Raw genomic sequence first — 24,756 nt, forward strand, 5'->3', positions numbered from 1 at the left:
GTCCCGCCGCGCGCCGTAAGCATGCCCCCTCGCGCCCACCGCAGGCGCGAGGGAGCGCAGCCTCACAGGAAGGTCTGCACCAGCAGGTAGCTCACCACGCACGCAGAACTGACGCCGATAAGCCCGGGCACAATGAAGCTGTGGTTGAGGATGTACCGGCCGATGCGGGTGGTGCCGGAGCGGTCAAAGCCGATGCACGCCAGATCGCTTGGATAGGTGGGCAGCACGAAGTAACCATACGAGGCGGGAAAAAACGCCAGCAGCATTTTGGGTTCCACCCCCAGCATCAGGCCCATCGGCGCCACGGCGGTCAACGCGGCCGCCTGGCTGTTCACCAGCTTGGACACTAAAAAAAGCACCAGGGCATAGGTCCATGGGTGCGTTTTCACCACGCCTTCCAGCGCCATTTTCAGCTCGGCAAGATGCGCCTGAAAAAAGGTGTCGCTCATCCAGGCGACGCCAAACACCGAAAATATCGCCACCATGCCGGCTTTAAATACCGCGCTGCTGGAGATCGCCGCGGGATTCACCTTGCAGGTAATGAGGATCACCGCCCCGGCAATCAGCATCAGCATCTGAATCACCAGGTTCATCGACAGCGGCTGCAGCGTACCCTTCACCTCAAAGGCCGGGCGCAGCACCGGAATCGACCCCAGCACCACCACCACCAGAAGTGCGGCGAAGAAGATCCAGGTTGACCACCAGGCCTGGGGCGGAAAGCGCTGGCTCAGCAGGGTTTCCGTACCGCCGTAAATGTATTCCCGCTGTTTGGGATCGGCGATTTTCGCCTGAAACGCCGCGTCGTCCGCCAGATCTTTCCCGCGTCGCAGGCTCCAGAGCGCGGCAATCAGAACGCCAGCCAGCGATGCCGGCACCGACACCGCGAGGATCTGCAAAATGCCCCATGCCTGACCCACACCGTGCCCGGCGGCGAGAATTGACACCAGCGACACCACCGCGACCGAAACCGGTGAGGCGGTTATCGCCATCTGCGACGCCACCGAGGCCACCGCCATGGGCCGCTCCGGGCGAATGCCTTTTTTCAGGGCAATGTCGGCGATGATGGGAAACATGGTGTACACCACATGCCCGGTACCGCACAGGAACGTGAGCATCCAGGTGGTGAAGGGAGCGAGCAGCGTGATGTGCTGGGGATGCTTGCGCAGCAGGCGTTCGGCAAACTGCATCATCACGTTCAGCCCGCCGGCGCTCTGCAGCGTGGCGGCGCAGCCTATGACGGCCAGAATGGTGAGCATCACGTCAACCGGCGGTTTCCCCGGTGCCAGCCCGAAGACGAAGGCGAGAATAAACAGCCCGATGCCGCTGATTAACCCCAGCCCCATTCCTCCATAGCGGGTGCCAACCAGCAGGCAGAGGATAATAACGACAAACTCAATGGCTATCATGACAAGTCCTTATCAAGGTAATGGTTATTCCGGTCATGATGACAAAATCAGGCGCTGCGCATTGCGAGCGGGATCCGATTTACAAACGCGTTTAAAAGCAATGAGTTAGTAACGTATTATTAACATTGCTATTACCCGCGCTGCCGGACTCCACCCTCGCGCCCGCGCGGAAGCGCGATCCCGCTGCGCATTTCCGTGACCGCCTCCCGGTTTTTGACCCCGCTTCCTTTCCCCTGCGGTTACATCTGGTAACAATAAGCGCTTCTTATCATTGACCGCGTGAATGATGCGATGCCGGGAGGCGACATGATGAAGTTGTATACGCTGGATATCGCCTGTCTGGAACGCGCGCGCCGGGCGCTGGCCCGTCCCGGATACCGGCTGGGGAGCGCCCGTGAGCTGCTGCTGAGCGAAGCGGACAGGCTCTGCCGCACCCCGCCGGAAAGCGTAGTGAGCAAACCTACGCCCGCGCCGGGCGGCGATGCGCATGACTACCTGAGCCTCGCCCCGGACGCCTGGCCGACCCTGCGCCGCACCGGTGGCAGCGGGTGGCAGCAGCGCGACGGCAATCTCAATCCCGCCGCACAGCGTGACGATTACGACGCCGCGCGCCTTGCCCGCATGACCGACCGCTGCCTGACGCTGGGCGCCGCCTGGTACTTTACCGGGCAGCGGGTCTATGCCCAGGCCGCGGCGGAGCAGATCCGCTGCTGGTTTATCGACCCCGAAACCCGTATGCGGCCGCACCTCAACTATGCCCACAGCGTACCGGGCGACCTGGCAGGGCAGGGGAGCGGGCTGTATGAGACCGCCTCGCTGTGGAAGGTGATCGACAGCCTGGGATTGATCTCCACCTCGGGCATGATGGATGCGGAAGACCTGGCGGCGCTGCGCCTGTGGTTCGGGACATTCAGCGACTGGATGTTTAACAGCCCGTCGGGGTTTGAGGGGTATGTCTGGCACGACTGGCGCGGCACCTCACACGATGCGCAGCGCACCCTGTACCGGCTGTTCTGCGGCGACAGCGCGGGGGCGGCGAACGTTATTCGCCACGGCCTGACGCTCCGCCTGGCGGCGCAGTTCGATCGCGAAGGCAGGCAGGCCGCCGCGCTGGACAGCGATCGCCCCTTCAGTGCCTCCCTGCGCAACCTGGAAGCGCATCTGCTGCTTAATCGCTATGCGGAACAGGTGGATATCGATCGCTGGAACAGGGTCTGCTGCGGACGGCGCGTGCGAGCCGGGCTGGAGTATCTGCTGCCGTTTATGTGCGAACCGGATCTGTGGCCCTGGCGGGACAGGGTCAGCGACGAACAGACGCGGGTGCAGCGGGTGCTGTTTCAGGCGTTGCGAGGATATGCCACGTCGGGGGCGGTGCTGCGCGAAGCGTTACTGGGGATGCCGGAGGAGATGCAGGCTCGTCGGGAGTGGTTACTCTGGTATCCCGACGAGCGTGAAAATTAATGCAGTTCAGGTGAGAAGAGGGTCATCAACGACTTATCGGTCTGTTCCATGCCGAGGCCCGCTTTGTTGGCGCGACGCACCTCTTCAAGCAGGGTATGCACCAGCAGTCCTTCTTCCTGCTGCATCTCTACAAGTTCGCGCAGGAAGGTCAGCGTCTCCTGGTCATCTGCGCCTTCTGCGTCGTTCGCCAGACGCGCCAGCGTTTTCAGGCGCAGCTGGCAGTCTTCCAGCATCTGCACGTAGATCTCTTCCAGCGAAGAGCACTTGCTGCTTGGCGTTTCACCCATGCGCACCACTGGCATTGCGCCCGCGTGCTTCATAAAGTCAAACACCCGCATCATTTGCGTCACGTTTTCCTGGGCCTGGTGGCGAAGGAACAGCGCGCTGCCGTTCAGGCGGTGTGCAGCGCACCAGTCGCTAAGCTGGAGGTAGAGATTGGAAGAATAAAATTCACGACTAATTTGAGCGTTAAGCTTATGTGCTACACCAGCGACTCTCATCATAATTTCCTTATTTAGTTAATTTGCCAGAAGTGCGACACGTCAGTGGGCTGCATTTGCCAGTAAACGGCTAAATGCAGAAAACGCGCCAAAAAGGATTCGGTAATATTCAGTGTAGATTCATTCCGTGAAAACTCGCAGATGATGCACGAAATATTTTCCGCATCCACAATTAATCACATGTTGGTAAATTTACCTTAAGAATAGTCCTAATGGTAGCCTGTTTTGCCTGCCATGTGCGCGGAAATGTAAGGATTTTTCAATTATTATCAATTTATCTGTTTGTTAAATAAGGTTTTTTGACAATTTATTTTGTTATACAAAATTCTCTGCTGGTAAAGATAATATATTCTCCGTTGCGTGACTTAATAATTAGAAACCTTATTCTTATGCCGCTTCGCTTAGGGTTCTGCCGGCTGCCAAAATATATCCGTATCGCTTAAGTGACTATACTTACTTTTTTTAACAGGAGGCAGCGTGAAAGATTCCGTCGAAATCTATGCTATCAAGCAGCCCTGCGGCGGCATACCTAACAATTCGCTGCCGCTGCTGATCTATTCGGGCGCGGCCGCGCAGGCCACGGGCGATCTCGCGGACTGGTTCGAGCAGTGCTTCGAGCGTAACGACTGGCCGCCGCGCTGGCGCTATCCGATATTTACCTACACCCATTTTCACTCCAACACCCATGAGGTGCTGGGTGTCTATCAGGGGTCGGCGCAGGTGCAGTTTGGCGGTGAAGCGGGGCCGGTGCTGACCCTGAAGCAGGGCGATGCCGTGCTTATCCCCGCGGGGGTAGGGCATAAGCAAATTGCCGCCAGTCAGGACTTTATGGCGGTAGGCGCCTATCCCCGCGGGTTCTCGCCCGATAAGTGTCTGGATAAGCCCGAACAGCGCGACGCCATGCAGCGTAATGTGGAGCGCGTTCCGTTGCCCGACAGCGATCCGCTACTCGGTGAACGCGACGGCATAAATACCCACTGGCGGCATCAGGGACGCGGTGACTGATAATATGGAGCTTTCTGCTAAGTTCTTTTTGAATCATCATACATATTGGGTCGAATTTATGCCTTAATCCGCTGAATTTATGTACGCAATCACTGTAATTCTGCGATGTGATGTTGCTCTCCTATGGATTATTAATTTCCCGCTACAACTATCTCCAGCAGCGGCGCCGAATCACCGTGCGGCGCTAATGCCTTGTTTTCCGTCCGATTAAATATTCGCAGTGCGTTTTTACCCTGCACAAAAGCAAGCACAAGCTGGAGCATACCATGCACAAATTCACTAAAGCGCTGGCAGCCATTGGTCTGGCTGCGGTTATGTCACAATCCGCTATCGCGGAGACGATGAAACTCGGGTTTCTGGTTAAGCAGCCGGAAGAGCCCTGGTTCCAGACTGAATGGAAATTCGCCGATAAAGCCGGTAAGGACCTGGGCTTTGAGGTAGTGAAAATTGCCGTTCCGGACGGCGAGAAAACCCTGAATGCCATCGACAGCCTCGCCGCCAGCGGCGTGAAGGGCTTTGTCATCTGTACCCCCGATCCCAAACTGGGTTCGGCCATCGTGGCCAAAGCGCGCGGCTACGATATGAAAGTGATTGCCGTGGATGACCAGTTTGTCACGGCGAAAGGCAAACCGATGGAGACCGTACCACTGGTGATGATGGCCGCCACCAAAATTGGCGAGCGTCAGGGCCAGGAGCTGTATAAAGAGATGCAGAAACGCGGCTGGGATGTAAAAGAGACCGCGGTAATGGCGATTACCGCCGACGAACTGGACACCGCCCGTCGCCGTACCGGTGGCTCAATGGACGCCCTGAAAGCGGCCGGCTTCCCGGAAAAGCAGATCTATAAAGTACCCACCAAATCTAACGACATCCCCGGCGCCTTTGACGCCGCGAACTCAATGCTGGTTCAGCATCCGGAAGTGAAACACTGGCTGGTGGTCGGCATGAACGACAACACCGTGCTGGGCGGCGTGCGCGCCACCGAAGGGCAGGGCTTCAAGGCCGCCGACGTGATTGGTATCGGTATTAACGGTGTCGATGCGGTCAGCGAACTCTCTAAAGGCCAGGCGACCGGCTTCTACGGCTCTCTGCTCCCAAGCCCGGACGTCCACGGCTACAAGTCCAGCGAGATGCTGTTCAACTGGGTGACCAAAGGCGTTGAGCCTCCGAAATTCACCGAAGTGACCGATGTGGTACTGATTACCCGCGACAACTTCAAAGAGGAACTGGCGAAAAAAGGGCTGGGCGGTAAGTAATCCCCACCCGTGGTAACCGGCCCCTCTGCGGAGGGGCTTATCGCGGCGCCGCTTGCGCCGTGGCGAAGTTCAGTCAACACCATTCCATTACTGGATGCGGGAGCCAACATGCAACAACCCACACCGTATCTCTCCTTTCGTGGCATCGGAAAAACCTTTCCGGGCGTTAAAGCGCTGTCAGATATCAGCTTTGACTGTTACGCAGGCCAGGTGCATGCGCTGATGGGCGAAAACGGCGCCGGTAAGTCGACGCTGCTGAAAATCCTCAGCGGCAACTACGCACCCAGCGCGGGCACTATTGCGATTCAGGGGCAGGAGAGACGTTTCAAAGATACTACCGCGGCGCTGGATGCCGGGGTTGCCATCATCTATCAGGAGCTGCACCTGGTGCCGGAGATGAGCGTCGCCGAGAACATCTATCTCGGCCAGCTGCCGCACAAGGGCGGGCTGGTTAACCGTTCGCTGCTCAACTACGAAGCCGGTCTGCAGCTTCAGCACCTCGGGCTGGATATCGATCCGCAAACCCCGCTCAAGTATCTCTCCATTGGCCAGTGGCAGATGGTGGAGATTGCTAAGGCGCTGGCGCGCAACGCGCGGGTAATCGCCTTCGATGAACCAACCAGCTCCCTGTCGGCGCGCGAGATCGAGAACCTGTTCCGCGTTATCCGCGAACTGCGTAAAGAGGGGCGCGTCATTCTCTATGTTTCCCACCGCATGGAGGAGATTTTTGCCCTGAGCGATGCCATCACCGTGTTCAAGGATGGGCGCTACGTGCGCACCTTTACCGATATGGCCGAGGTGAACCACGATGCGCTGGTGCAGGCCATGGTCGGGCGCGAGCTCGGGGACGTCTACGGCTGGCAGCCCCGGGAGTATGGCCCGGAGCGCTTAAGGCTGGAGGAGGTTAAAGCCAAAGGGGTGCGCTGTCCGGTCTCCCTGTCGGTGCGACGCGGCGAGATTGTCGGCCTGTTCGGGCTGGTGGGCGCCGGGCGCAGTGAACTGATGAAAGGGCTGTTTGGCGGGACGCGCATCACCGGCGGGCAGGTGTTTATCGACGGCGAAGCGGTCACCATCCGTGAGCCAGCGGACGCCATTCGCGCCGGGATGATGCTCTGCCCGGAAGATCGCAAAGCAGACGGCATCATTCCGGTTCACTCGGTCAGAGACAACATCAACATCAGCGCCCGGCGGAAGCACATCAGCCTCGGCTGCCTGATTAACCGCGCCTGGGAGGCGATGAACGCGGATCACCATATACGTTCGCTGAACATCAAAACCCCCGGCGCCGAGCAGCTGATCATGAATCTCTCGGGCGGTAACCAGCAGAAGGCCATTCTCGGTCGCTGGTTGTCCGAGGAGATGAACGTGATCCTGCTCGATGAGCCAACCCGCGGCATTGACGTGGGCGCTAAGCATGAAATCTACAACGTTATCTATGCGCTGGCGGCGCAGGGGGTGGCGGTCTTATTCGCTTCAAGCGATCTGCCGGAGGTGCTCGGCGTCGCGGACCGCATTGTGGTGATGCGGGAAGGGGAGATCGCCGGAGAGTTACTGCACGAGCAGGCCAGCGAACAGCAGGCGCTTGCTCTTGCCATGCCCAAAGTCAGCCAGGCTGTCGCTTAATCAGGAGAGGTTATGTCTTCACTCACTACATCCGGCGCACCGAAATCATCGTCGCCGTTTACCTTTGGCCGTATCTGGGATCAGTACGGCATGCTGGTGGTGTTCGCGGTGCTGTTTCTCGCCTGCGCGATTTTCGTGCCGAACTTCGCCACCTTCGTCAATATGAAAGGCCTGGGGCTTGCCATCTCGATGTCCGGGATGGTGGCCTGTGGGATGCTGTTCTGCCTCGCCTCCGGCGACTTCGACCTGTCGGTGGCATCGGTCATCGCCTGCGCCGGGGTGACCGCGGCGGTCGCCATCAACCTGACCGAAAGCCTGTGGCTTGGCGTATTCGCCGGGCTGATGCTGGGGGTGTTGAGCGGCCTGGTGAACGGCTTTGTGATCGCCAGGCTTAAGATCAACGCCCTGATCACCACGCTCGCCACCATGCAGATCGTGCGCGGTCTGGCCTACATCATCTCCGACGGCAAAGCGGTAGGCATTGAGGATGAGCGCTTCTTCACCCTCGGCTATGCCAACTGGCTCGGACTGCCGGCACCCATCTGGCTGACCGTGGGCTGCCTTATCATCTTTGGCTTCCTGCTCAATAAAACCACCTTCGGACGCAATACCCTGGCGATTGGCGGGAATGAAGAGGCGGCGCGACTGGCGGGTGTGCCGGTGGTGCGCACCAAAATCATCATCTTCGTGCTCTCTGGTCTGGTGTCGGCGGCGGCGGGGATTATTCTGGCATCGCGCATGACCAGCGGCCAGCCGATGACCTCCATCGGTTATGAGCTGATTGTCATTTCCGCCTGTGTGCTGGGTGGGGTTTCTCTGAAAGGCGGCATAGGAAAAATCTCGTATGTGGTGGCCGGGATACTGATTCTGGGTACCGTTGAGAACGCCATGAACCTGTTGAATATTTCGCCATTTTCCCAGTATGTGGTGCGCGGCATGATCCTGCTTGCGGCCGTGATTTTCGACCGCTACAAGCAGAAATCCCGCCGTACCGTCTGATTTTCAGGGACGTTTTTTACCTCACGTTTGTCAGGGGCTGGACCGTCGGGTCTGGCCCTTTTTTTATGCCTTTTTTATATCAATATCGGTACGGTAGCAGCGTTGAGTGAGAGGCATTCCCGTGGCGAACTGCCGGACACTGTCTATACTTACATGGCTAATGATAAACAGAGTTAACCGCCTGGTTAACCCAGAAACCTGAAAGGAGGAGACCCTGGTGGCTGATGATCTACCTGTACCGCCCCTGCTAAACGGCAATCTCGCCTTCTTTTTTGATCTCGATGGCACCCTGGCAGAAATCAAACCGCATCCCGATCAAGTCGCTATTCCACCTGAGGTGCTTTCCCGACTCCAGCAGCTTGCCGATCTGAACGACGGTGCGCTGGCGCTGGTATCAGGGCGTTCCATGACCGAACTGGATAGCTTATCTGCGCCGTGCCGCTTCCCGCTCGCCGGGGTACATGGTGCGGAGCGCCGCGATAGCAGTGAAAACGTGCATCTTGTGACCCTTCCCCCTGAGCTGGTAGAGACCCTGCGCAGCGATTTGACCCGGGAAATGGCCCTGATGCCGGGCACCGAACTGGAAGCCAAAGGCATGGCCTTTGCGCTGCACTACCGTCAGGCACCGGAATTCGAAACCCGGATCCTGGAGCTGGCACGCACCTACGTGCGTCACCATCCGCTTCTCGGCCTTCAGCCGGGTAAATGCGTGGTGGAAATTAAACCCAAAGATATCAGCAAAGGGGCAGCCATTGCGGCGTTTATGGATGAAGCTCCCTTTGCCGGACGTCAGCCTGTGTTTATCGGCGATGATTTGACCGATGAAGCTGGCTTTGAACGGGTTAACCGCATGGGCGGGACCACGATCAAAGTCGGTAAAGGGGAGACCCTTGCGCAGTGGCGTCTTGATACCGTCAGGGATGTCCATCTCTGGCTGGAAGAACTTACATCGCATCAATTACAAGAAAAAAAGCACATCACCGAAAGGAGAGAAGGCTATGAGTCGCTTAGTCGTAGTATCTAATCGTATCGCCCCACCAGACGATAAGAAAAGCAGCGCCGGTGGGCTGGCGGTCGGAATACTGGGGGCGCTGAAAGCCGCAGGCGGGCTCTGGTTTGGCTGGAGCGGAGAGATTGGCAATGAGGACGCCCCGCTAAAAAAGGTCACCAAAGACAACATCACCTGGGCCTCGTTTAACCTCAGCGAAGAGAACCACGAACAGTATTACAACCAGTTCTCCAACGCGGTACTGTGGCCGGCATTCCACTATCGCCTCGACCTGGTGAACTACCAGCGTGACGCATGGGATGGGTACCAGCGGGTTAACGCCCTGTTGGCCGACAAGCTGCAGCCGCTGATTGAAGATGACGACGTGCTGTGGATCCACGACTACCATCTGCTGCCGTTTGCCAGCGAGCTGCGCAAACGCGGTATCAACAACCGCATCGGCTTCTTCCTGCACATCCCGTTCCCGACCCCGGAAATCTTTAATGCGTTGCCGCCGCACAGCGAGCTGCTCGAAGCCCTGTGCGACTACGACCTGCTGGGCTTCCAGACGGAAAACGACCGCGTGGCGTTCCTCGAAAGCCTTGCCATGCAGACGCGCGTCTTCACCCGCGGCAGCAAAAACCACACCGCGTGGGGCAAAGATTTCCAGACCGAAGTCTATCCTATCGGGATTGAGCCGAACGAGATCGCCGAGCAGGCCGCTGGCCCGCTGCCGCCCAAGCTGGCACAGCTGAAAAACGAGCTGGGCAGCGTGAAAAACATCTTCTCGGTGGAGCGCCTGGATTACTCCAAAGGGCTGCCGGAGCGATTCCTGGCGTTTGAAGCGCTGCTGGAGAACTATCCTGAGCACCATGGCAGCATCCGCTATACCCAGATCGCACCGACCTCGCGCGGCGACGTGCAGGCCTATCAGGACATTCGTCACCAGCTGGAGACGGAAGCGGGGCGCATCAACGGGAAATATGGTCAGCTGGGCTGGACGCCGCTCTACTACTTAAACCAGCACTTCGACCGTAAGCTGCTGATGAAAGTGTTCCGTCACTCGGACGTCGGACTGGTAACGCCGCTGCGCGACGGGATGAACCTGGTGGCGAAAGAGTATGTTGCGGCACAGGACCCGACGAACCCGGGGGTGCTGGTGCTGTCGCAGTTTGCGGGTGCCGCGAACGAACTCACCGCCGCGCTGCTGGTGAACCCGTACGACCGTGACGACGTCGCCAACGCGCTGCACCGCGCGCTGACGATGCCGCTGGCCGAGCGTATTGCCCGTCACAGCGAGATGCTGGAGATCGTGCGTACCAACGACATCGACCACTGGCAGAGGACGTTCATTCACGATTTAAAGGGGGTAACGCCCCGTAGCGCGGAGAGCCATCTCCAGCGGACGGTGGCGACCTTCCCGAAACTAGCCTGATAGCAGGCGAAAAAAAACAGGCTCACCTCGGTGAGCCTGTTTTGTGTTCAGAGGGGCACCAGCAGGACATCCACCCGGCTGGACGCCACTACCCGCCGCGCCGAGCAAGTCACCTTGCTCAATAACGTGTGGTTATGATTCCCACAGATGACCAGATCCACGCCGTACTCCTCACACGCCGCCAGAATATGTTCACTGACCTCGCCGCTGGCGATGAGCGTGCGCTCAATCGGATAGCCCGCCCGGGCCGCCAGCTCGTCGAGGAACAGCTGCGTCTCTTCGCGCATCAGATCGCGCAGGTTCTCCAGCATCGGGGCCGCCAGCTGGTTATAGAGCTCCGGGTCGGCGGCCAGCGTCAGCAGCGTGATACGCCCGCCGGTGGGTCTGGCGATGGAGACGGCTTTCTCAATCAGGCGGTGGCTTTCCGGGGTTACGGCAACGGCGACGAGCACATGGCGATAGCTCATATTACCTCCTTATAAACCCTCCGTGGATCAGGGCAACAGAGTGGTCATACACCTGAAATCGGACCAGTGCAAGAGGGCGCTACGACGAAAGTGTGAGTCATTTCATAAATAATCATTAATTATTCTTATGGAAAGAAATAGTCCATCAGCGGTTAACAAACGAGGCGCAAATTTATTCACGTCGATTTACACAACTTTGCGCGAAAATGTTAACTACTTCAGATAATGAATTACCATCCTGATCATGATAACGGTCCGTGATTGCTAGCCGACGGGTGTAAGTTAACCTACTGATTTTAGTAGTTTTAACGTAATGAAAATATCATGCATTTGTAACAAACCCAGTGCTGGCGCGGGTTGCAGCCCGATCCGCTGTCGGGCAACTGGTTAAAAAGTGTTTCACTGAATCGCTATTCGTCAAACTGGAATACCCAGGTGGCTGTTTTGTACAATAAATGAGCAATTGAACAGTCTTGCTGATGGTTTGCTTGCCTTATTTGGTGAAAAAGTGTGATATAGATCACATAATTTCTAAAATTCATTCATAATCACGTTGTATGTGCCAGGGCTGACGAGTACAGTTTGCTCGAATTAGGAAAAGTCTTAGTTTTTTGTAAGAAAATGATGAACGACGAGTGAACAGAGTGACAGGGAATGGACATCGCTTTGCAAGGGAGTTTCTCGTATACGGCGCAAAGTTCACCGATGCATTTGGCCTTATTGATTGTTTTTTCTTTTTTACCGGGTATTGCCCGGCGACATCACGGGGTGCGGTTGACGCCGCATTAAATAATAGTTGGTATTCGGGATGGGAAAAATGCACACCTCCGAGTTGCTGAAGCATATTTATGATATCAACCTGTCATATTTATTACTCGCTCAGCGTCTGATCAGTCAGGACAAAGCGTCAGCCATGTTTCGTTTAGGTATTACCGACGATATGGCAGCCACGCTCGGTGAATTAACGTTACCTCAGATGGTTAAATTGGCGGAAACCAATCAGCTTATTTGCCAGTTTCGTTTTAACGATAACAAGACGATCACACGCTTAACGCAAGAATCACGTGTGGACGATTTACAGCAGATTCACACCGGGATTTTATTATCTACGCGTTTGCTTAACGAGTCGGCCCCCACAGAAGATGTGGCCCGGAAGAAAAGGGCTTAAGTATGGGCGAGAAGAGTATTGTTCAGGAAGCCCGCGACATTCAGTTGGCGATGGAATTAATCACCCTGGGTGCGCGTTTACAAATGCTCGAAAGTGAAACGCAATTGAGCCGTGGCCGCTTAATTAAGCTTTACAAAGAACTGCGCGGCAGTCCGCCCCCGAAAGGGATGCTTCCGTTTTCCACGGACTGGTTTATGACATGGGAGCAAAACATCCACGCCTCCATGTTCTGCAACGCCTGGCAGTATCTGCTGCGTACCGGGTTGTGCACCGGCGTTGACGCCGTTATCAAAGCCTATCGTTTGTACCTTGAGCAGTGTCCTGAGCAGGACAACGGCCCGTTGCTGGCGCTGACTCGCGCCTGGACGCTGGTCCGGTTTGTTGAGAGCGGCATGCTTGAACTGTCGCGCTGCAACAGCTGCAACGGTAATTTCATTACCCATGCCCATCAGCCTGCCGGCAGCTTTGCCTGCAGTTTGTGCCAGCCTCCTTCCCGCGCGGTAAAAAGACGTAAACTTTCCCGGGAAGGTGCCGATATTAATCCACAACTGCTGGATGAACAGGTCGTACAGGCCGTTTAACCGGTTCGGTGTGGTAAACACTCCAGCAGCGGTAAGCAATTACCGCTGCTTTTTTTTACCCTCACGAACCCTTTTTACGGGTGTCACCTGCGAGTCCTCAACGTATTCAACAGCGTAAGGATGATGTCGTGCTGATTTTAATAGGTTATCTGGTCGTTATCGGGACAGTTTTCGGCGGTTATATGATGACCGGCGGCCACCTTGGGGCACTTTATCAACCTGCTGAACTGATCATTATCGGCGGTGCGGGTATTGGTGCTTTTATTGTGGGTAACAATGGTAAGGCTATTAAAGCCACGCTTAAAGCGCTGCCGCTGTTATTTCGTCGTTCAAAGTATACCAAAAGCATGTATATGGATCTGATGGCGCTGCTTTATCGCCTGATGGCGAAATCACGTCAGCAGGGGATGTTTTCCCTTGAGCGTGATATCGAAAATCCAAAAGAAAGTGAAATATTCGCCAGCTATCCGCGCATTCTCGCTGATACCGTAATGCTTGAATTTATTGTTGATTATCTCCGCCTGATTATTAGCGGAAATATGAATACCTTTGAAATTGAAGCATTAATGGACGAAGAGATTGAAACCCACGAAAGCGAATGCGAAGTGCCAGCCAACAGCCTGGCGATGGTGGGCGACTCCCTGCCCGCGTTCGGTATCGTGGCGGCGGTGATGGGGGTAGTACACGCCCTCGCGTCTGCGGACCGTCCGGCGGCGGAGCTGGGCGCGCTTATCGCGCACGCCATGGTGGGAACCTTCCTCGGTATTCTGCTGGCATACGGGTTTATCTCTCCGCTGGCCAGCGTGCTGCGCCTGAAGAGCGCCGAAACCACCAAAATGATGCAGTGCGTGAAAATCACGCTGCTTTCAAGCCTTAACGGCTACGCCCCGCCGATCGCGGTGGAGTTTGGTCGTAAAACCCTCTACTCCAGTGAGCGTCCTTCCTTCATTGAACTGGAAGAGCACGTTCGTGCAGTGAAATCGCCTAACCAACAACAGGTGCCAGAGGACGCATGAAGCATCAAAGCAGACCCATTGTCGTCGTAAAACGGCGCAAACATAAGGGGCACGGCGGCGGGGGACATGGTTCGTGGAAGATTGCGTACGCGGACTTTATGACCGCCATGATGGCGTTCTTCCTGGTGATGTGGCTTATCTCCATCGCCAGCCCCAAAGAGCTGACGCAGATTGCGGACTACTTCCGTACCCCGCTTGCTCAGGCTATCACCGGCGGCCAGCGCATTGCCGACAGTGAAAGTCCGATTCCCGGCGGCGGTGACGATGTGACGCAGCAGCAGGGTGAAGTGAAGAAAGAACCGAGCATCGACGAACTGAAAAAGCGCATGGATGACACCCGTCTGCGTAAGCTGCGCGGCGATCTGGATCAGCTGATTGAGGCCGATCCGAAACTGCGCGCGCTGCGTCCGCACCTGAAGATTGACCTGGTGCAGGAGGGGCTGCGTATTCAGATTATCGATAGCCAGAATCGCCCGATGTTCAAGACCGGTAGCGCCGAGGTGGAGCCGTATATGCGCGACATCCTGCGCGCCATTGCGCCGGTATTGAACGGGATTCAGAACAAAGTCAGCCTGTCCGGGCACACCGATGACCTGCCTTACGCAGGCGGTGAGCGCGGCTACAGCAGCTGGGAACTTTCAGCAGACCGCGCCAACGCCTCGCGTCGCGAGCTGGTCGCCGGCGGCCTTGACGACGGCAAAGTACTGCGCGTCGTCGGGATGGCGGCAACCATGCGTCTGGCGGACCAGGGTGCAGATGCGGCGCTGAACCGCCGCATCAGTTTGCTGGTGCTGAACAAACGATCGGAAGAGGCAATCGTGCACGAGAACGCGGAAAGCGAAAACCAGTCACTGAGCGCCATTGCACAACCGGGTGCTGTGCCCCCGGCTACAGATTCAACACAGCAACAACCAGGTACGAGGTGATACCGTGAGCATGGATATCAGCGATTTTTATCAGACATTTTTTGACGAAGCTGACGAACTGTTGGCGGATATGGAGCAGCACCTGCTGGATCTTGTGCCCGAAGCACCCGATTCCGAACAGCTCAACGCAATTTTTCGCGCCGCGCACTCTATAAAAGGCGGTGCCGGTACCTTCGGGTTCACCGTGTTGCAGGAAACCACGCACCTGATGGAGAACCTGCTCGATGAAGCGCGCCGCGGCGAAATGCAGCTGAACACCGACATTATCAACCTGTTTTTGGAAACCAAAGATATTATGCAAGAACAGCTCGACGCCTATAAAAGCTCAGAGCAGCCGGATCAGGCCAGCTTCGAGTATATCTGCCAGGCGCTGCGTCAACTTGCGCTGGAAGCGAAAGGTGAAGCACCCGCTGCGGCGGCCAACGCGGCACAGCTTACGGTGGTCGACGACGCGGCCCCGGCAGGCAGCGACGGCGCGCTGCGCGTGACTCTGAGCAAGCTGAAGGCGGGTGAAGTGGATGTCCTGCTTGAAGAGCTGGGCAATCTCGGCACGCTGTCTCAGGTAGAGAAGGGCAGCGATACCCTGAGCGCCACCATCGGCGGCATCAGCGAAGATGATATTACCGCCGTGCTGTGCTTCGTGATTGAGCCAGACCAGATTGCGTTCTCGGCAGCCCAGGAGGCCGCTCCGGCACCTGCGCCAGCACCAGTACAGGCGCCAGCCGCTGCACCGGCCCTCAAGGCCGTGCCTAACGAGACCGCCGCGCCGCGCGCCGAGCGTGAAAACAAGCCGGCCGCCCGTGCCAGCGAATCCACCAGCATCCGCGTTGCGGTTGAGAAAGTGGATCAGCTGATTAACCTGGTGGGCGAGCTGGTGATTACCCAGTCAATGCTGGCCCAGCGCTCCAACGAACTGGATCCGGTCACCCACGGCGACCTGATCACCAGCATGGGTCAGTTACAACGTAACGCCCGCGATCTGCAGGAATCAGTGATGTCCATCCGTATGATGCCGATGGAGTACGTGTTCAGCCGCTTCCCGCGTCTGGTACGCGACCTGGCCGGCAAACTCGGCAAGCAGGTGGAACTCACCCTGCAGGGCAGCTCTACCGAACTGGACAAGAGCCTGATCGAACGCATTATCGACCCGTTAACGCACCTGGTGCGTAACAGTCTCGACCACGGTATTGAGTCGCCGGAAAAACGCGAAGCAGCCGGTAAATCGCCGGTGGGTAACCTTATCCTCGCCGCGGAACACCAGGGCGGCAACATCTGCATCGAAGTGACCGACGACGGTGCGGGCCTTAACCGCGAGCGTATTCTGGCGAAAGCCATGTCGCAGGGGATGGCGGTCAGCGAGAGCATGACCGATGAAGAGGTCGGGATGCTGATCTTCGCCCCGGGCTTCTCCACCGCCGAGCAGGTCACGGATGTGTCCGGCCGCGGCGTGGGCATGGACGTGGTAAAACGTAACATCCAGGAGATGGGCGGCCACGTTGAGATCCAGTCGAAGCAGGGCGCGGGCACCACGATCCGTATCCTCCTGCCGCTGACCCTTGCCATCCTCGACGGCATGTCGGTGAAGGTGAACAACGAAGTCTTCATTCTGCCGCTCAACGCGGTGATGGAATCGCTCCAGCCGCTGGAAGACGATCTGCATCCGCTGGCCGGTGGCGAGCGCGTACTGGAAGTGCGCGGCGAATACCTGCCGCTGGTTGAGCTGTGGAAAGTATTTAATGTTCAGGGCGCGAAAACCGAAGCGACTCAGGGCATTGTGGTGATTCTGCAGAGCGCGGGACGTCGTTACGCGCTGCTGGTGGACCAGCTGATTGGTCAGCACCAGGTGGTGGTGAAAAACCTTGAAAGCAACTATCGCAAAGTGCCGGGCATCTCCGCCGCCACCATTCTTGGTGATGGCAGCGTGGCACTGATCGTGGATATTTCTGCCCTGCAGGGTTTAAACCGTGAACAACGTGTGGCGGGCGCTGCCGCCTGATTTTGAGATTAAGAAGGTAAAAAATGACCGGTATGAGCAACGTGACAAAACTGGCCGGCGAGCCGTCAGGTCAGGAATTCCTGGTCTTCACCCTGGGTGATGAAGAGTACGGTATCGATATTTTAAAAGTGCAGGAGATCCGCGGTTACGATCAGGTAACCCGTATCGCTAACACCCCGGAGTTCATTAAAGGGGTGACCAACCTGCGCGGCGTAATCGTGCCTATCGTCGACCTGCGCGTGAAGTTTAACCAGCAGGACGTGGAATATAACGACAACACCGTAGTGATCGTGTTGAACCTCGGCCAGCGCGTCGTGGGCATCGTGGTGGACGGCGTCTCTGACGTGCTGTCGCTGAATGCCGATCAAATTCGCCCGGCGCCGGAATTTGCCGTGACCCTCTCCACCGAATACCTCACCGGTCTCGGTGCGGTCGGTGAGCGTATGCTGATCCTGGTGCACATCGAGAAACTGCTCAACAGTGAAGAGATGGCCCTGATCGACACCGCTGCGGCGCACGTCGCCTGATAAAAAACGGTGCGATATTTAAGGTATCGCACCGTCTATTTAACCCCCGCTAAACTCTCCACGCGTTTCGTTGCAGCAACCTCTTTGTTAATTTGTGATGTTCGTCACGGAATAAAGGATATATCTTCGCTTTATTGCCCCGCGCACGTCCAAAAACTTATCTAATTCGTTGATATTTATAATTTTTTAGTGGTTATCACCACACATCATTACCCCCTCATCAGGATGGTCATTTCCCTGCGCCTACACTAAATTTTTAACAACCTTACATATCTGGCATATCCAGTTACACATTGATGGTTTTTAAAAACAGGGATGCCGGCGGCATCGTCCACACGAGGTAAGCATCATGAACAAACGCCTTTTACTTGCGCTCAGCGCCAGCAGTCTGCTGCTCGTCACCTCGGCGGGTAATGCGGTGACCAGTAGCGGCACCATTACGGCGACGCTGACGTTAACCAACGGCTGCCTGATTAACGGCTCCCCCAGCCAGAACGGCATCAACTTCGGTTCACTGAACTTCGGTACCCAGGCGGCGACCTTCAGCACCCTGACCACCCAGCTCGCGGGCGCTAACGGCGGCAACAGCTTTACCATCCAGTGTACGACGGCCGATTACACCGTGCAGCTCACTGGCAGTACGAACACCGCGCCTGGCACCGTTGTCGGCAGTCCTGGCACCCCCGCCCGTTATATGGTTAACAGCACCAATGCTGCTCAGGGTGTAGCGTACAGCCTGTTCAGCGACAGCGCCTTCAACAATGTGATTGCCAACAATACGCCGATTCCAGTGGCATCGACTGCTGCGGGCGTCGACAGTTACACCATCTATGGACGTATCACCGGCGGCGGTAACAGTGTGACCGTGGTACCGGGCGTCTATAACGACACCATCAACGTAAGCGTGATCTATTAAACGTTAAAACACTGATGCGCTAGTTAATCGACAGGCAGCCCTTCGGGGCTGTCGAGGGGATCGTTTTGCCCGGAATCTGCCGCTACGCGATGTCCGGAACGCTGCTGCTGTGCAGCGCAGCCGCGTTCGGCGTCACCACCCAGAACTTTCAGGTGAGTGCCACCATCACGCCCGGCTGCTCGGTGACCAGCGGCAGCGGCGGGGTGTACGGCGCGCTGAATTTTGGTACGCGCAGCGGCGTGGATGGCAGCCGCGTGTCGACCAGCTTCGTGCCGAACACCTCGCTGTCGCTGGCCTGCACGCCGGGGGTCAGTGTGACGATGAGCATCAACGGCGGACAGAACTACACCACCGTCAGGCGGATGGTGCGCAGCGGGGGGGCGGATGCCGTCCCGTATCGCCTCTATACCAGCGGCACGCTGGCCGCCAATACCGAGATCGGCGTCAATCAGGCGGTCTCACTGAGTTACACCAACAGCAATAACATTACGCTGCCCATCTTTGGCGCAGCGCAGCTTACCGGGTTTAGCCCGGCCGGCAATTATACCGATCAACTTACCGTGACGTTGACATGGTAATCAGGGAGAAGTGACATGACACCACGTGGGTTAACCGCATGCGTCCTACTGAGCGGCTTACTCAGTGCCGGGCAGGCCGCCGCCGCCAGCAATCTGCTTATCTGGCCCATCGACCCTTTTTTCGCCCCCGAAGATAACGCCGCCGAACTCTGGCTACAGAACCAGGGCGATCAGGCCACCACCATGCAGGTACGCATCGTGCGCTGGCGCCAGGAGAACGGCAACGAGCGCTACGAGCAGCAGCAGGAGGTGGTGGCCAGCCCGCCGATCGTGCGGGTGGAAGGGGGCACCAAGCAGCTTATCCGTTTAATCAAGCAAACCACTGTCCCGGCGGGCATCGAACAGGCCTACCGGATTGTGGTCGATGAAATTCCCCAGCCGGACGGCAGCAACAACCCGCAGATTGGTCTCAAGCTCCAGATGCGCTACTCCATTCCCCTGTTTGTCTACGGCCAGGGGATCGCTACTCAGCGTAGCGGGACGCACCACGCGTTTGTTAACCCCGCCGATCTCAGCTGGCGCGTGGTTAACGAGGGCGGCCAGCGTGCTGTGCAGGTCACCAACCGGGGGGATATTCACGTCCGGCTGAGCAACGTCAGCGTCACGCAGGGCGGTCAGCGTCGCGAGATGGCGCAGGGGCTGCTGGGGTATGTGCTGCCCCACAGCACGCGCGCGTTTCCACTGCCGGCCGGCACGCCGAGTCCAAACCAGCTCACGGCCTCTATCAATGCGCGTAATGCACAATGGCAAACCGCGCCAGCGCCTTAACCACGCTGTCGGTTGCGACGTTTATCGCCACCACGCCCTCTGCCGCTCACGCAGCAAACGGGGATGACGCGCTGCCGCCGCCGCCGGATGTGCGCGCCATCAACGCCCGGGCGACCTATCACCTGGGCCTGGTGGTGAACCACTACGACACCGGACAGCTGGTTCAGGCGACCCGGCGCGAGGGGGATTTTTACGTCAAGGCCGATGACCTTAAGCAGGCGGGGATCCCGGCTGACCATCTTCCGGCTGGCGCGGAGGTTAACGTCACGCGCCTGCCGGAAGTGCAGACCGACTACGACAGTACGCGCCAGCGCCTGCTGCTCACGGTGCCGAACCACTGGCTGCCGGGCAGAGATATTACCCTTGGCCAGGATCCCGATGCGGTGGCGCCGCGCAACAGTACCGGGGCGCTGCTCAACTACGACTTTTATACCAACGACACCCAGAAAAGCGGCAGCCAGGCGTCGCTGTGGCACGAGCTGCGCTTTTTTAGCGATATCGGCACGCTCTCCAGCACCGGCATCGCCCGACAGACTTTTCAGGGCTACACCAGCCAGCACAACGGCTACCGCCGCTACGACACCACCTTCACCGGCAATGACGAGAAAGACACCGTCAGCTGGTCGGTAGGGGATGTCATCAGCGACTCCCTGACCTGGAGCAGCAGCGTGCGCATGGGGGGCATCTCCTGGGGGCGCGACTTTTCCCTGCGCCCGGATCTGATCACGTACCCGCTGCCGGCCTTTTCCGGCGAGGCCGCGGTACCGAGCACAGTGGACGTGTTCATCAACGGCTACCGTTCCGGCTCCACCACGCTACAGCCCGGTCCGTTTACCCTGACCAACCTGCCTTATGTGAACGGGTCGGGGGACGCGGTGCTGGTCACCACCGACGCCCAGGGGCGCCAGGTCTCCACCACGTTGCCGTTCTACGTCGCCAGCGATCTGCTCAAGCAGGGGTTGTCTGACGGGGCATTCACCCTCGGCGCGCTGCGTCGCAACTACGGACTGAAGGATTTTGACTACGGCCCGGCGGCGGGCAGCGGCTCGTTGCGCTACGGCGTGACCGACTGGTGGACCGCCGAAGCCCATACCGAAGGGGCCGAGTCGCTGGCGCTTGGCGGCGTAGGGTCGATGTTCCGCATCGGCCAGTTTGGGGTCATCAACGGTGCGTTCACCCAGAGCCGGATGCGCGGCGATCGGGGCCAGCAGATTAACTGGGGTTACCAGTACAACGGCGCCTGGTTCAACATCGGCACCCAGCATACCGAGCGCGATCGCACCTTTGGCAATCTGGCGCTCTACGATCTGCAGCCGGTCTACGACATCAATCGTCAACCCACGTCCACTCTGAGCCGTACCTCGGATCAGTACACCTTCAGCCTCAACCTGGGTCGCTACGGCAACCTCGGCGCGGCCTATATCGACGTGCGCAGCTTTGACGATGAGAAAACGCGCCTGCTTAACCTCTCCTGGAGCAAAAATTTCTGGGACAGCAGCTTCTACGTTGCCGCCAGCCACGACCCGGATAAAGAGGGCTGGACGGTGGCGATGTCATTGCAGATCCCGTTTGGCACGCTGGACAGCGTCGCCCTGAGCGTGGACAACGCACGCGATACCGGTACCAGCACCCGGGTAACCTACAACCACGCCATGCCGAGCGACGGCGGCTTCAACTGGGATATGGCCTACGCTAACCGCAGCCGCGACGACGACTACCAGCAGGCCTCGCTGGGCTGGCGCAACAACGCGGTGGAGCTGCGGGGCGGTATCTACGGCGAAAGCGGGGGCTACACCCGCTGGGGTCAGGCCAGCGGCTCGCTGGTGGTGATGGACAACGCCGTATTCGCCGCCAACCAGATCAACGACGCCTTTGCGGTGATCAGCACCAACGGCCAGCCGAACGTCACGGTTAACTTCGAAAACCAGCCCGCCGGGCAAACCGATGACGACGGCTATTTGCTGGTCAGCGGGGTGACCGCCTATTACCCGGCGACCTACAGCATCAACACCCTCGACCTGCCGGCGGATACCCGCATCAAGGACACCGAGCGGCGGATCGCCATCAAGCGCGGCAGCGGTTACGTGATTGCCTTCCCGATGGATCGCGAGCGTGTCGCCAGCGTCATTCTGCATGATGAGCACGGCGAGCCGCTGCCGGTATCAAGCCAGGTCTCCCGCCCGATGCTGCCGTCAGCCATTGTCGGCTACGAGGGTATCGCCTGGCTGGAGAACATCAGCGACGTCAACCATCTGCAGGTAACGACCCCCGACGGTGAACGCTGCGCCGTTACCTTTAATGCCATCAGCGATACCAGCCATATGCTGAAAACCTACGGGCCGGTTATCTGTAAGAAGGAGTCACGCTAATGCGCCGTTTACTTTGGGCCGTACTGCTGTTGGTGGGGCTGTGCCAGACGGCGCAGGCGGTGTGCACGCTTACGCCGCCCGCCAGCGCCTCGTTCGGCACCCGCACCTCGTTTGTCATCAACAGCACCGTGCTGGACACCAGCGCCACCTTTGCGCTGGACTGCACCGCGGTGCTGACGCTGCTTACCAACGACTTTATCCGCCTCACCTACGTCAGTTCCACCAACCCGGTGGGCACCCGCGGCACGCTGCGCAATACCGCCAACACCGACAGCATTCCGTTTATCGTCTGCAGCCAGGCAAACTGCGCCGCGCCCGGGGAGATTGCCACCGCGGCCAGCTACACCTGGAGCGGGAACCAGCTGCTCGGGCTGCTGTCCGGCAAGCGTTACGCGCTGCCGTTCTACTTCCGCACCGTGGCCGGGCAGAACGTCAGCGCCGGCACCTACCAGGCGACGCTCAACTTCCGCCTCGACTACAGCATCTGCGAAACCGGGATAGCGGCCTGCTTATCCGCTCAGACCGGCAGCCCAACCTTTTCCATGACGCTGACCGCGATCGTCACCAACGACTGTTCGACCATTAACGCCCCGGCGGTCAACTTCGGCAGCGCGCCGCTGGTGCAAAACTTCAACCCGGTCACCCAAAATATCGTCATCACCTGCACCAAAGGCAGCGCCTATACGGTGGGGCTGAACAACGGGCTTAACGCCAGCGGCAGCGTGCGCAATATGATCTCCTCCACCACGCCGGCCAACCTGTTGAGCTACGAGATTTATAAGGGCAGCACCACCAGCCGCTGGGGCATCAGCGGCAGCGAACGCTGGGCCAGCAGCGCCTCTTCTTCCATCAGCACCGATCAACTCAGCCGCACCTACAGCTACACCGCCCGGGTGTTAACCACACAAACCACTCCGCCGGGGGGGTCCTACAGCGATACTCTGGTGGTGGACGTGGCCTTTTAACGCGCGTTATCCGGCGCCCGCAGGGCGCCAAATTCCCCAGAGTTTGAGGTAAAGTTCCCCACCCACATGCCGATAACACCGATACGAACTTATTCGAAAGGTGTTGTATGTTGAATCGTATCCGCGTTGTCACGCTGCTGATGTTGGTGCTGGTAGTGTTCGCCTTACTACAGCTCCTCTCCGGCGGGCTTTTCTTCTCGTCCCTCAAGGGAAACCAGGACAGTTTTGCCGCCTCGAACAGCCTGAGAATGCAGCAGGCCGAGCTGACGCAGACCTGGGAACTGATGCTGCAGACGCGCATCAACCTCAGCCGCTCCTCGGCGCGCATGATGATGGATCCGAACAACCAGCAGAGCAGCGCCAAAACCGATCTGCTGAACAATGCCAAAGCCACCCTTGCCGAGGCGCAGCAGCACTACACCGCGTTTCGTAACGTCACCCCCATCGCCGGCATGGAAGCGGTGAGCGCCGCCGTGGACAGCGACTACCAGAACTATGCCCGCGCCCTGGGCGAACTGGTGCAGTACCTGGAAACCGGCAACATGGACGCGTTTTTCGCCCAGCCGACCCAGGGCATGCAGAACGCGCTGGGTAAAGCCATCACCGCCTACAGCCAGCAGGGCGACGCGATTTACCAGACCGCCTTCAGTGACAGCCAGGCCGACTATCGCTTCGCCAAATGGCAGACCGGCGTACTGGTCATCGCGCTGGTGCTGGTGCTCGCCCTGGTGTGGTACGGCATTCGTCATATCCTGCTTAACCCACTGGCGGGCGTCATCGCCCACATTCGTGAGATCGCTAACGGCAATCTGACCGGCACGCTGCACGCCAGCGGCCGCAACGAAATCACTGAACTGGCGGTGAGCGTCCAGCACATGCAGCAGGAGCTCATCACCACCGTCACCAGCGTGCGTCAGGGCACCGATGCCATTTACAGCGGCACCAGCGAAATTGCCGCAGGGAATAACGATCTCTCCTCGCGCACCGAGCAGCAGGCCGCGTCGCTTGAGCAGACCGCTGCCAGCATGGAGCAGCTGACCGCCACCGTGAAACAGAACGCCGATAACGCCCGCCAGGCGTCGCAGCTGGCAAGCAGCGCCTCGGAAACCGCGGCGCGCGGCGGCAAAGTGGTGGATGGCGTCGTCAAGACCATGCACGAGATCGCCGCCAGTTCTAAAAAGATTGCCGACATTACCGGTGTTATCGACGGCATTGCCTTCCAGACCAACATTCTGGCGCTCAACGCCGCGGTGGAAGCCGCGCGTGCCGGCGAGCAGGGCCGCGGCTTCGCGGTGGTTGCGGGGGAGGTACGTAATCTGGCGAGCCGCAGCGCCAACGCGGCAAAAGAGATTAAAGCTTTGATTGAAGATTCTGTCTCCCGGGTCGATACCGGTTCAGTGCTGGTCGAAACGGCCGGAGAGACAATGGACGATATCGTCAGCGCCGTCACGCGCGTCACCGACATCATGGGCGAGATCGCCTCGGCGTCGGATGAGCAAAGTCGTGGCATAGACCAGGTCGCGCTGGCGGTAACGGAAATGGATCGCGTAACACAGCAGAACGCCTCGCTGGTGGAGGAGTCCGCCACCGCCGCCGCCGCCCTGGAAGATCAGGCCAGCCGCCTGAGCCAGGCCGTGGCAGCGTTCCGTCTGAATGCGCAGGGTCACGCCAGGGATCGGGCGACACGCAGCAGTGCTGACTACGAGCCAGCGTCCGCACCGGCACTCACACCACGAAAACCGGCAGGGGCCGGGCAGGACGATAACTGGGAAACCTTCTGATCACGACACGCCGGCGCGATGCCGC

Annotated in this window: 22 protein-coding genes; 19 read left to right on the plus strand and 3 right to left on the minus strand. The window is 58.4% G+C overall.

Features of this window, described 5'->3' with window-relative positions:
- Positions 1–62 precede the first annotated feature (62 nt).
- Positions 63–1,406, minus strand: a complete 1,344-nt coding sequence (locus DW58_RS12645) for an anaerobic C4-dicarboxylate transporter (RefSeq protein ID WP_024549073.1) — start codon at positions 1,404–1,406, stop codon at positions 63–65.
- Positions 1,407–1,712: 306 nt separating this feature from the next.
- On the opposite strand from DW58_RS12645, the gene DW58_RS12650 reads away from it, so the two are divergent.
- On the plus strand, positions 1,713–2,867 hold the full coding sequence (locus tag DW58_RS12650) for an alginate lyase family protein (protein ID WP_235810699.1): 1,155 nt from the start codon (positions 1,713–1,715) through the stop codon (positions 2,865–2,867).
- Here DW58_RS12650 and DW58_RS12655 read toward each other — a convergent pair.
- Positions 2,864–3,367 (minus strand): non-heme ferritin-like protein, encoded by a 504-nt coding sequence (locus DW58_RS12655; RefSeq protein ID WP_024549071.1) that lies wholly within the window; start codon positions 3,365–3,367, stop codon positions 2,864–2,866. The genes DW58_RS12650 and DW58_RS12655 overlap by 4 nt on opposite strands.
- Positions 3,368–3,844: 477 nt before the next feature.
- Between DW58_RS12655 and DW58_RS12660 the strand changes: the two genes are divergently transcribed.
- The 6 genes from DW58_RS12660 to otsA all read left to right on the plus strand — a co-directional run bounded on the left by DW58_RS12660 (position 3,845) and on the right by otsA (position 10,673).
- Complete coding sequence (locus DW58_RS12660) at positions 3,845–4,372, plus strand: cupin domain-containing protein (protein WP_024549070.1); 528 nt, start codon at positions 3,845–3,847, stop codon at positions 4,370–4,372.
- 266 nt (positions 4,373–4,638) lie between these two features.
- Entirely contained in the window at positions 4,639–5,628 is a 990-nt protein-coding gene (araF, locus tag DW58_RS12665) for an arabinose ABC transporter substrate-binding protein AraF (RefSeq protein WP_024549069.1), read from the plus strand.
- A 108-nt stretch (positions 5,629–5,736) separates the two neighbouring features.
- Positions 5,737–7,251, plus strand: coding sequence for an L-arabinose ABC transporter ATP-binding protein AraG (araG, locus tag DW58_RS12670; protein WP_024549068.1), 1,515 nt, complete (start codon positions 5,737–5,739; stop codon positions 7,249–7,251).
- Positions 7,252–7,263: 12 nt separating this feature from the next.
- On the plus strand, positions 7,264–8,250 hold the full coding sequence (araH, locus tag DW58_RS12675) for an L-arabinose ABC transporter permease AraH (protein WP_024562545.1): 987 nt from the start codon (positions 7,264–7,266) through the stop codon (positions 8,248–8,250).
- A gap of 217 nt (positions 8,251–8,467) precedes the next feature.
- Positions 8,468–9,274, plus strand: coding sequence for a trehalose-phosphatase (gene otsB, locus DW58_RS12680; RefSeq protein WP_024550527.1), 807 nt, complete (start codon positions 8,468–8,470; stop codon positions 9,272–9,274).
- Positions 9,249–10,673, plus strand: a complete 1,425-nt coding sequence (otsA, locus tag DW58_RS12685; RefSeq protein ID WP_024550528.1) for an alpha,alpha-trehalose-phosphate synthase — start codon at positions 9,249–9,251, stop codon at positions 10,671–10,673. Before otsB ends, otsA begins: the two co-directional genes overlap by 26 nt.
- A gap of 47 nt (positions 10,674–10,720) precedes the next feature.
- On the opposite strand, the gene uspC is transcribed toward otsA, so the two are convergent.
- A complete protein-coding gene (gene uspC / locus DW58_RS12690; RefSeq protein ID WP_024562546.1) occupies positions 10,721–11,140 on the minus strand; it encodes a universal stress protein UspC in 420 nt (139 codons plus the stop codon).
- 817 nt (positions 11,141–11,957) lie between these two features.
- Between uspC and flhD the strand changes: the two genes are divergently transcribed.
- The 12 genes from flhD to tar all read left to right on the plus strand — a co-directional run bounded on the left by flhD (position 11,958) and on the right by tar (position 24,731).
- Complete coding sequence (flhD, locus tag DW58_RS12695; RefSeq protein ID WP_024549651.1) at positions 11,958–12,308, plus strand: flagellar transcriptional regulator FlhD; 351 nt, start codon at positions 11,958–11,960, stop codon at positions 12,306–12,308.
- 2 nt (positions 12,309–12,310) lie between these two features.
- Entirely contained in the window at positions 12,311–12,889 is a 579-nt protein-coding gene (gene flhC, locus DW58_RS12700) for a flagellar transcriptional regulator FlhC (protein ID WP_024549652.1), read from the plus strand.
- Positions 12,890–13,017: 128 nt separating this feature from the next.
- Positions 13,018–13,905, plus strand: a complete 888-nt coding sequence (gene motA, locus DW58_RS12705; RefSeq protein WP_024549653.1) for a flagellar motor stator protein MotA — start codon at positions 13,018–13,020, stop codon at positions 13,903–13,905.
- Positions 13,902–14,831, plus strand: coding sequence for a flagellar motor protein MotB (gene motB / locus DW58_RS12710; protein ID WP_029592995.1), 930 nt, complete (start codon positions 13,902–13,904; stop codon positions 14,829–14,831). The genes motA and motB overlap by 4 nt, the downstream gene beginning before the upstream one ends.
- Positions 14,832–14,841: 10 nt before the next feature.
- A complete protein-coding gene (gene cheA, locus DW58_RS12715; RefSeq protein WP_024549655.1) occupies positions 14,842–16,827 on the plus strand; it encodes a chemotaxis protein CheA in 1,986 nt (661 codons plus the stop codon).
- A 23-nt stretch (positions 16,828–16,850) separates the two neighbouring features.
- On the plus strand, positions 16,851–17,354 hold the full coding sequence (gene cheW / locus DW58_RS12720; protein ID WP_024549656.1) for a chemotaxis protein CheW: 504 nt from the start codon (positions 16,851–16,853) through the stop codon (positions 17,352–17,354).
- 349 nt (positions 17,355–17,703) lie between these two features.
- Positions 17,704–18,270 carry a spore coat protein U domain-containing protein gene (locus DW58_RS12725; RefSeq protein ID WP_024549657.1) on the plus strand — a complete coding sequence of 189 codons (567 nt, stop codon included), beginning with the start codon at positions 17,704–17,706 and terminating at the stop codon, positions 18,268–18,270.
- An 89-nt stretch (positions 18,271–18,359) separates the two neighbouring features.
- On the plus strand, positions 18,360–18,848 hold the full coding sequence (locus DW58_RS12730) for a Csu type fimbrial protein (protein ID WP_024549658.1): 489 nt from the start codon (positions 18,360–18,362) through the stop codon (positions 18,846–18,848).
- A 15-nt stretch (positions 18,849–18,863) separates the two neighbouring features.
- Complete coding sequence (locus tag DW58_RS12735; RefSeq protein WP_024549659.1) at positions 18,864–19,616, plus strand: fimbrial biogenesis chaperone; 753 nt, start codon at positions 18,864–18,866, stop codon at positions 19,614–19,616.
- The gene (locus DW58_RS12740; RefSeq protein WP_024549660.1) at positions 19,592–21,985 is read left to right on the plus strand and encodes a fimbria/pilus outer membrane usher protein; all 2,394 of its coding nucleotides are present in this window, start codon (positions 19,592–19,594) and stop codon (positions 21,983–21,985) included. Before DW58_RS12735 ends, DW58_RS12740 begins: the two co-directional genes overlap by 25 nt.
- Positions 21,985–22,950 (plus strand): Csu type fimbrial protein, encoded by a 966-nt coding sequence (locus DW58_RS12745; protein ID WP_024549661.1) that lies wholly within the window; start codon positions 21,985–21,987, stop codon positions 22,948–22,950. Before DW58_RS12740 ends, DW58_RS12745 begins: the two co-directional genes overlap by 1 nt.
- Before the next feature lie 107 nt (positions 22,951–23,057).
- A complete protein-coding gene (tar, locus tag DW58_RS12750; protein WP_024549662.1) occupies positions 23,058–24,731 on the plus strand; it encodes a methyl-accepting chemotaxis protein II in 1,674 nt (557 codons plus the stop codon).
- Positions 24,732–24,756: the final 25 nt, after the last annotated feature.

It is taken from the genome of Siccibacter turicensis LMG 23730, from assembly GCF_000463155.2.
In the GTDB taxonomy this organism is placed as follows: domain Bacteria; phylum Pseudomonadota; class Gammaproteobacteria; order Enterobacterales; family Enterobacteriaceae; genus Siccibacter; species Siccibacter turicensis.

Bases quoted from the DNA above. Each gene is read 5' to 3' on its own strand.
- DW58_RS12645 (WP_024549073.1), bottom strand. From the start codon at position 1,406: ATGATAGCCATTGAGTTTGTCGTTATTATCCTCTGCCTGCTGGTTGGC.
- DW58_RS12650 (WP_235810699.1), top strand. From the start codon at position 1,713: ATGATGAAGTTGTATACGCTGGATATCGCCTGTCTGGAACGCGCGCGC.
- DW58_RS12655 (WP_024549071.1), bottom strand. From the start codon at position 3,367: ATGAGAGTCGCTGGTGTAGCACATAAGCTTAACGCTCAAATTAGTCGT.
- araF (WP_024549069.1), top strand. From the start codon at position 4,639: ATGCACAAATTCACTAAAGCGCTGGCAGCCATTGGTCTGGCTGCGGTT.
- araG (WP_024549068.1), top strand. From the start codon at position 5,737: ATGCAACAACCCACACCGTATCTCTCCTTTCGTGGCATCGGAAAAACC.
- araH (WP_024562545.1), top strand. From the start codon at position 7,264: ATGTCTTCACTCACTACATCCGGCGCACCGAAATCATCGTCGCCGTTT.
- otsA (WP_024550528.1), top strand. From the start codon at position 9,249: ATGAGTCGCTTAGTCGTAGTATCTAATCGTATCGCCCCACCAGACGAT.
- uspC (WP_024562546.1), bottom strand. From the start codon at position 11,140: ATGAGCTATCGCCATGTGCTCGTCGCCGTTGCCGTAACCCCGGAAAGC.
- flhD (WP_024549651.1), top strand. From the start codon at position 11,958: ATGCACACCTCCGAGTTGCTGAAGCATATTTATGATATCAACCTGTCA.
- flhC (WP_024549652.1), top strand. From the start codon at position 12,311: ATGGGCGAGAAGAGTATTGTTCAGGAAGCCCGCGACATTCAGTTGGCG.
- motB (WP_029592995.1), top strand. From the start codon at position 13,902: ATGAAGCATCAAAGCAGACCCATTGTCGTCGTAAAACGGCGCAAACAT.
- cheA (WP_024549655.1), top strand. From the start codon at position 14,842: ATGGATATCAGCGATTTTTATCAGACATTTTTTGACGAAGCTGACGAA.
- cheW (WP_024549656.1), top strand. From the start codon at position 16,851: ATGACCGGTATGAGCAACGTGACAAAACTGGCCGGCGAGCCGTCAGGT.
- DW58_RS12725 (WP_024549657.1), top strand. From the start codon at position 17,704: ATGAACAAACGCCTTTTACTTGCGCTCAGCGCCAGCAGTCTGCTGCTC.
- DW58_RS12730 (WP_024549658.1), top strand. From the start codon at position 18,360: ATGTCCGGAACGCTGCTGCTGTGCAGCGCAGCCGCGTTCGGCGTCACC.
- DW58_RS12735 (WP_024549659.1), top strand. From the start codon at position 18,864: ATGACACCACGTGGGTTAACCGCATGCGTCCTACTGAGCGGCTTACTC.
- DW58_RS12740 (WP_024549660.1), top strand. From the start codon at position 19,592: ATGGCAAACCGCGCCAGCGCCTTAACCACGCTGTCGGTTGCGACGTTT.
- DW58_RS12745 (WP_024549661.1), top strand. From the start codon at position 21,985: ATGCGCCGTTTACTTTGGGCCGTACTGCTGTTGGTGGGGCTGTGCCAG.
- tar (WP_024549662.1), top strand. From the start codon at position 23,058: ATGTTGAATCGTATCCGCGTTGTCACGCTGCTGATGTTGGTGCTGGTA.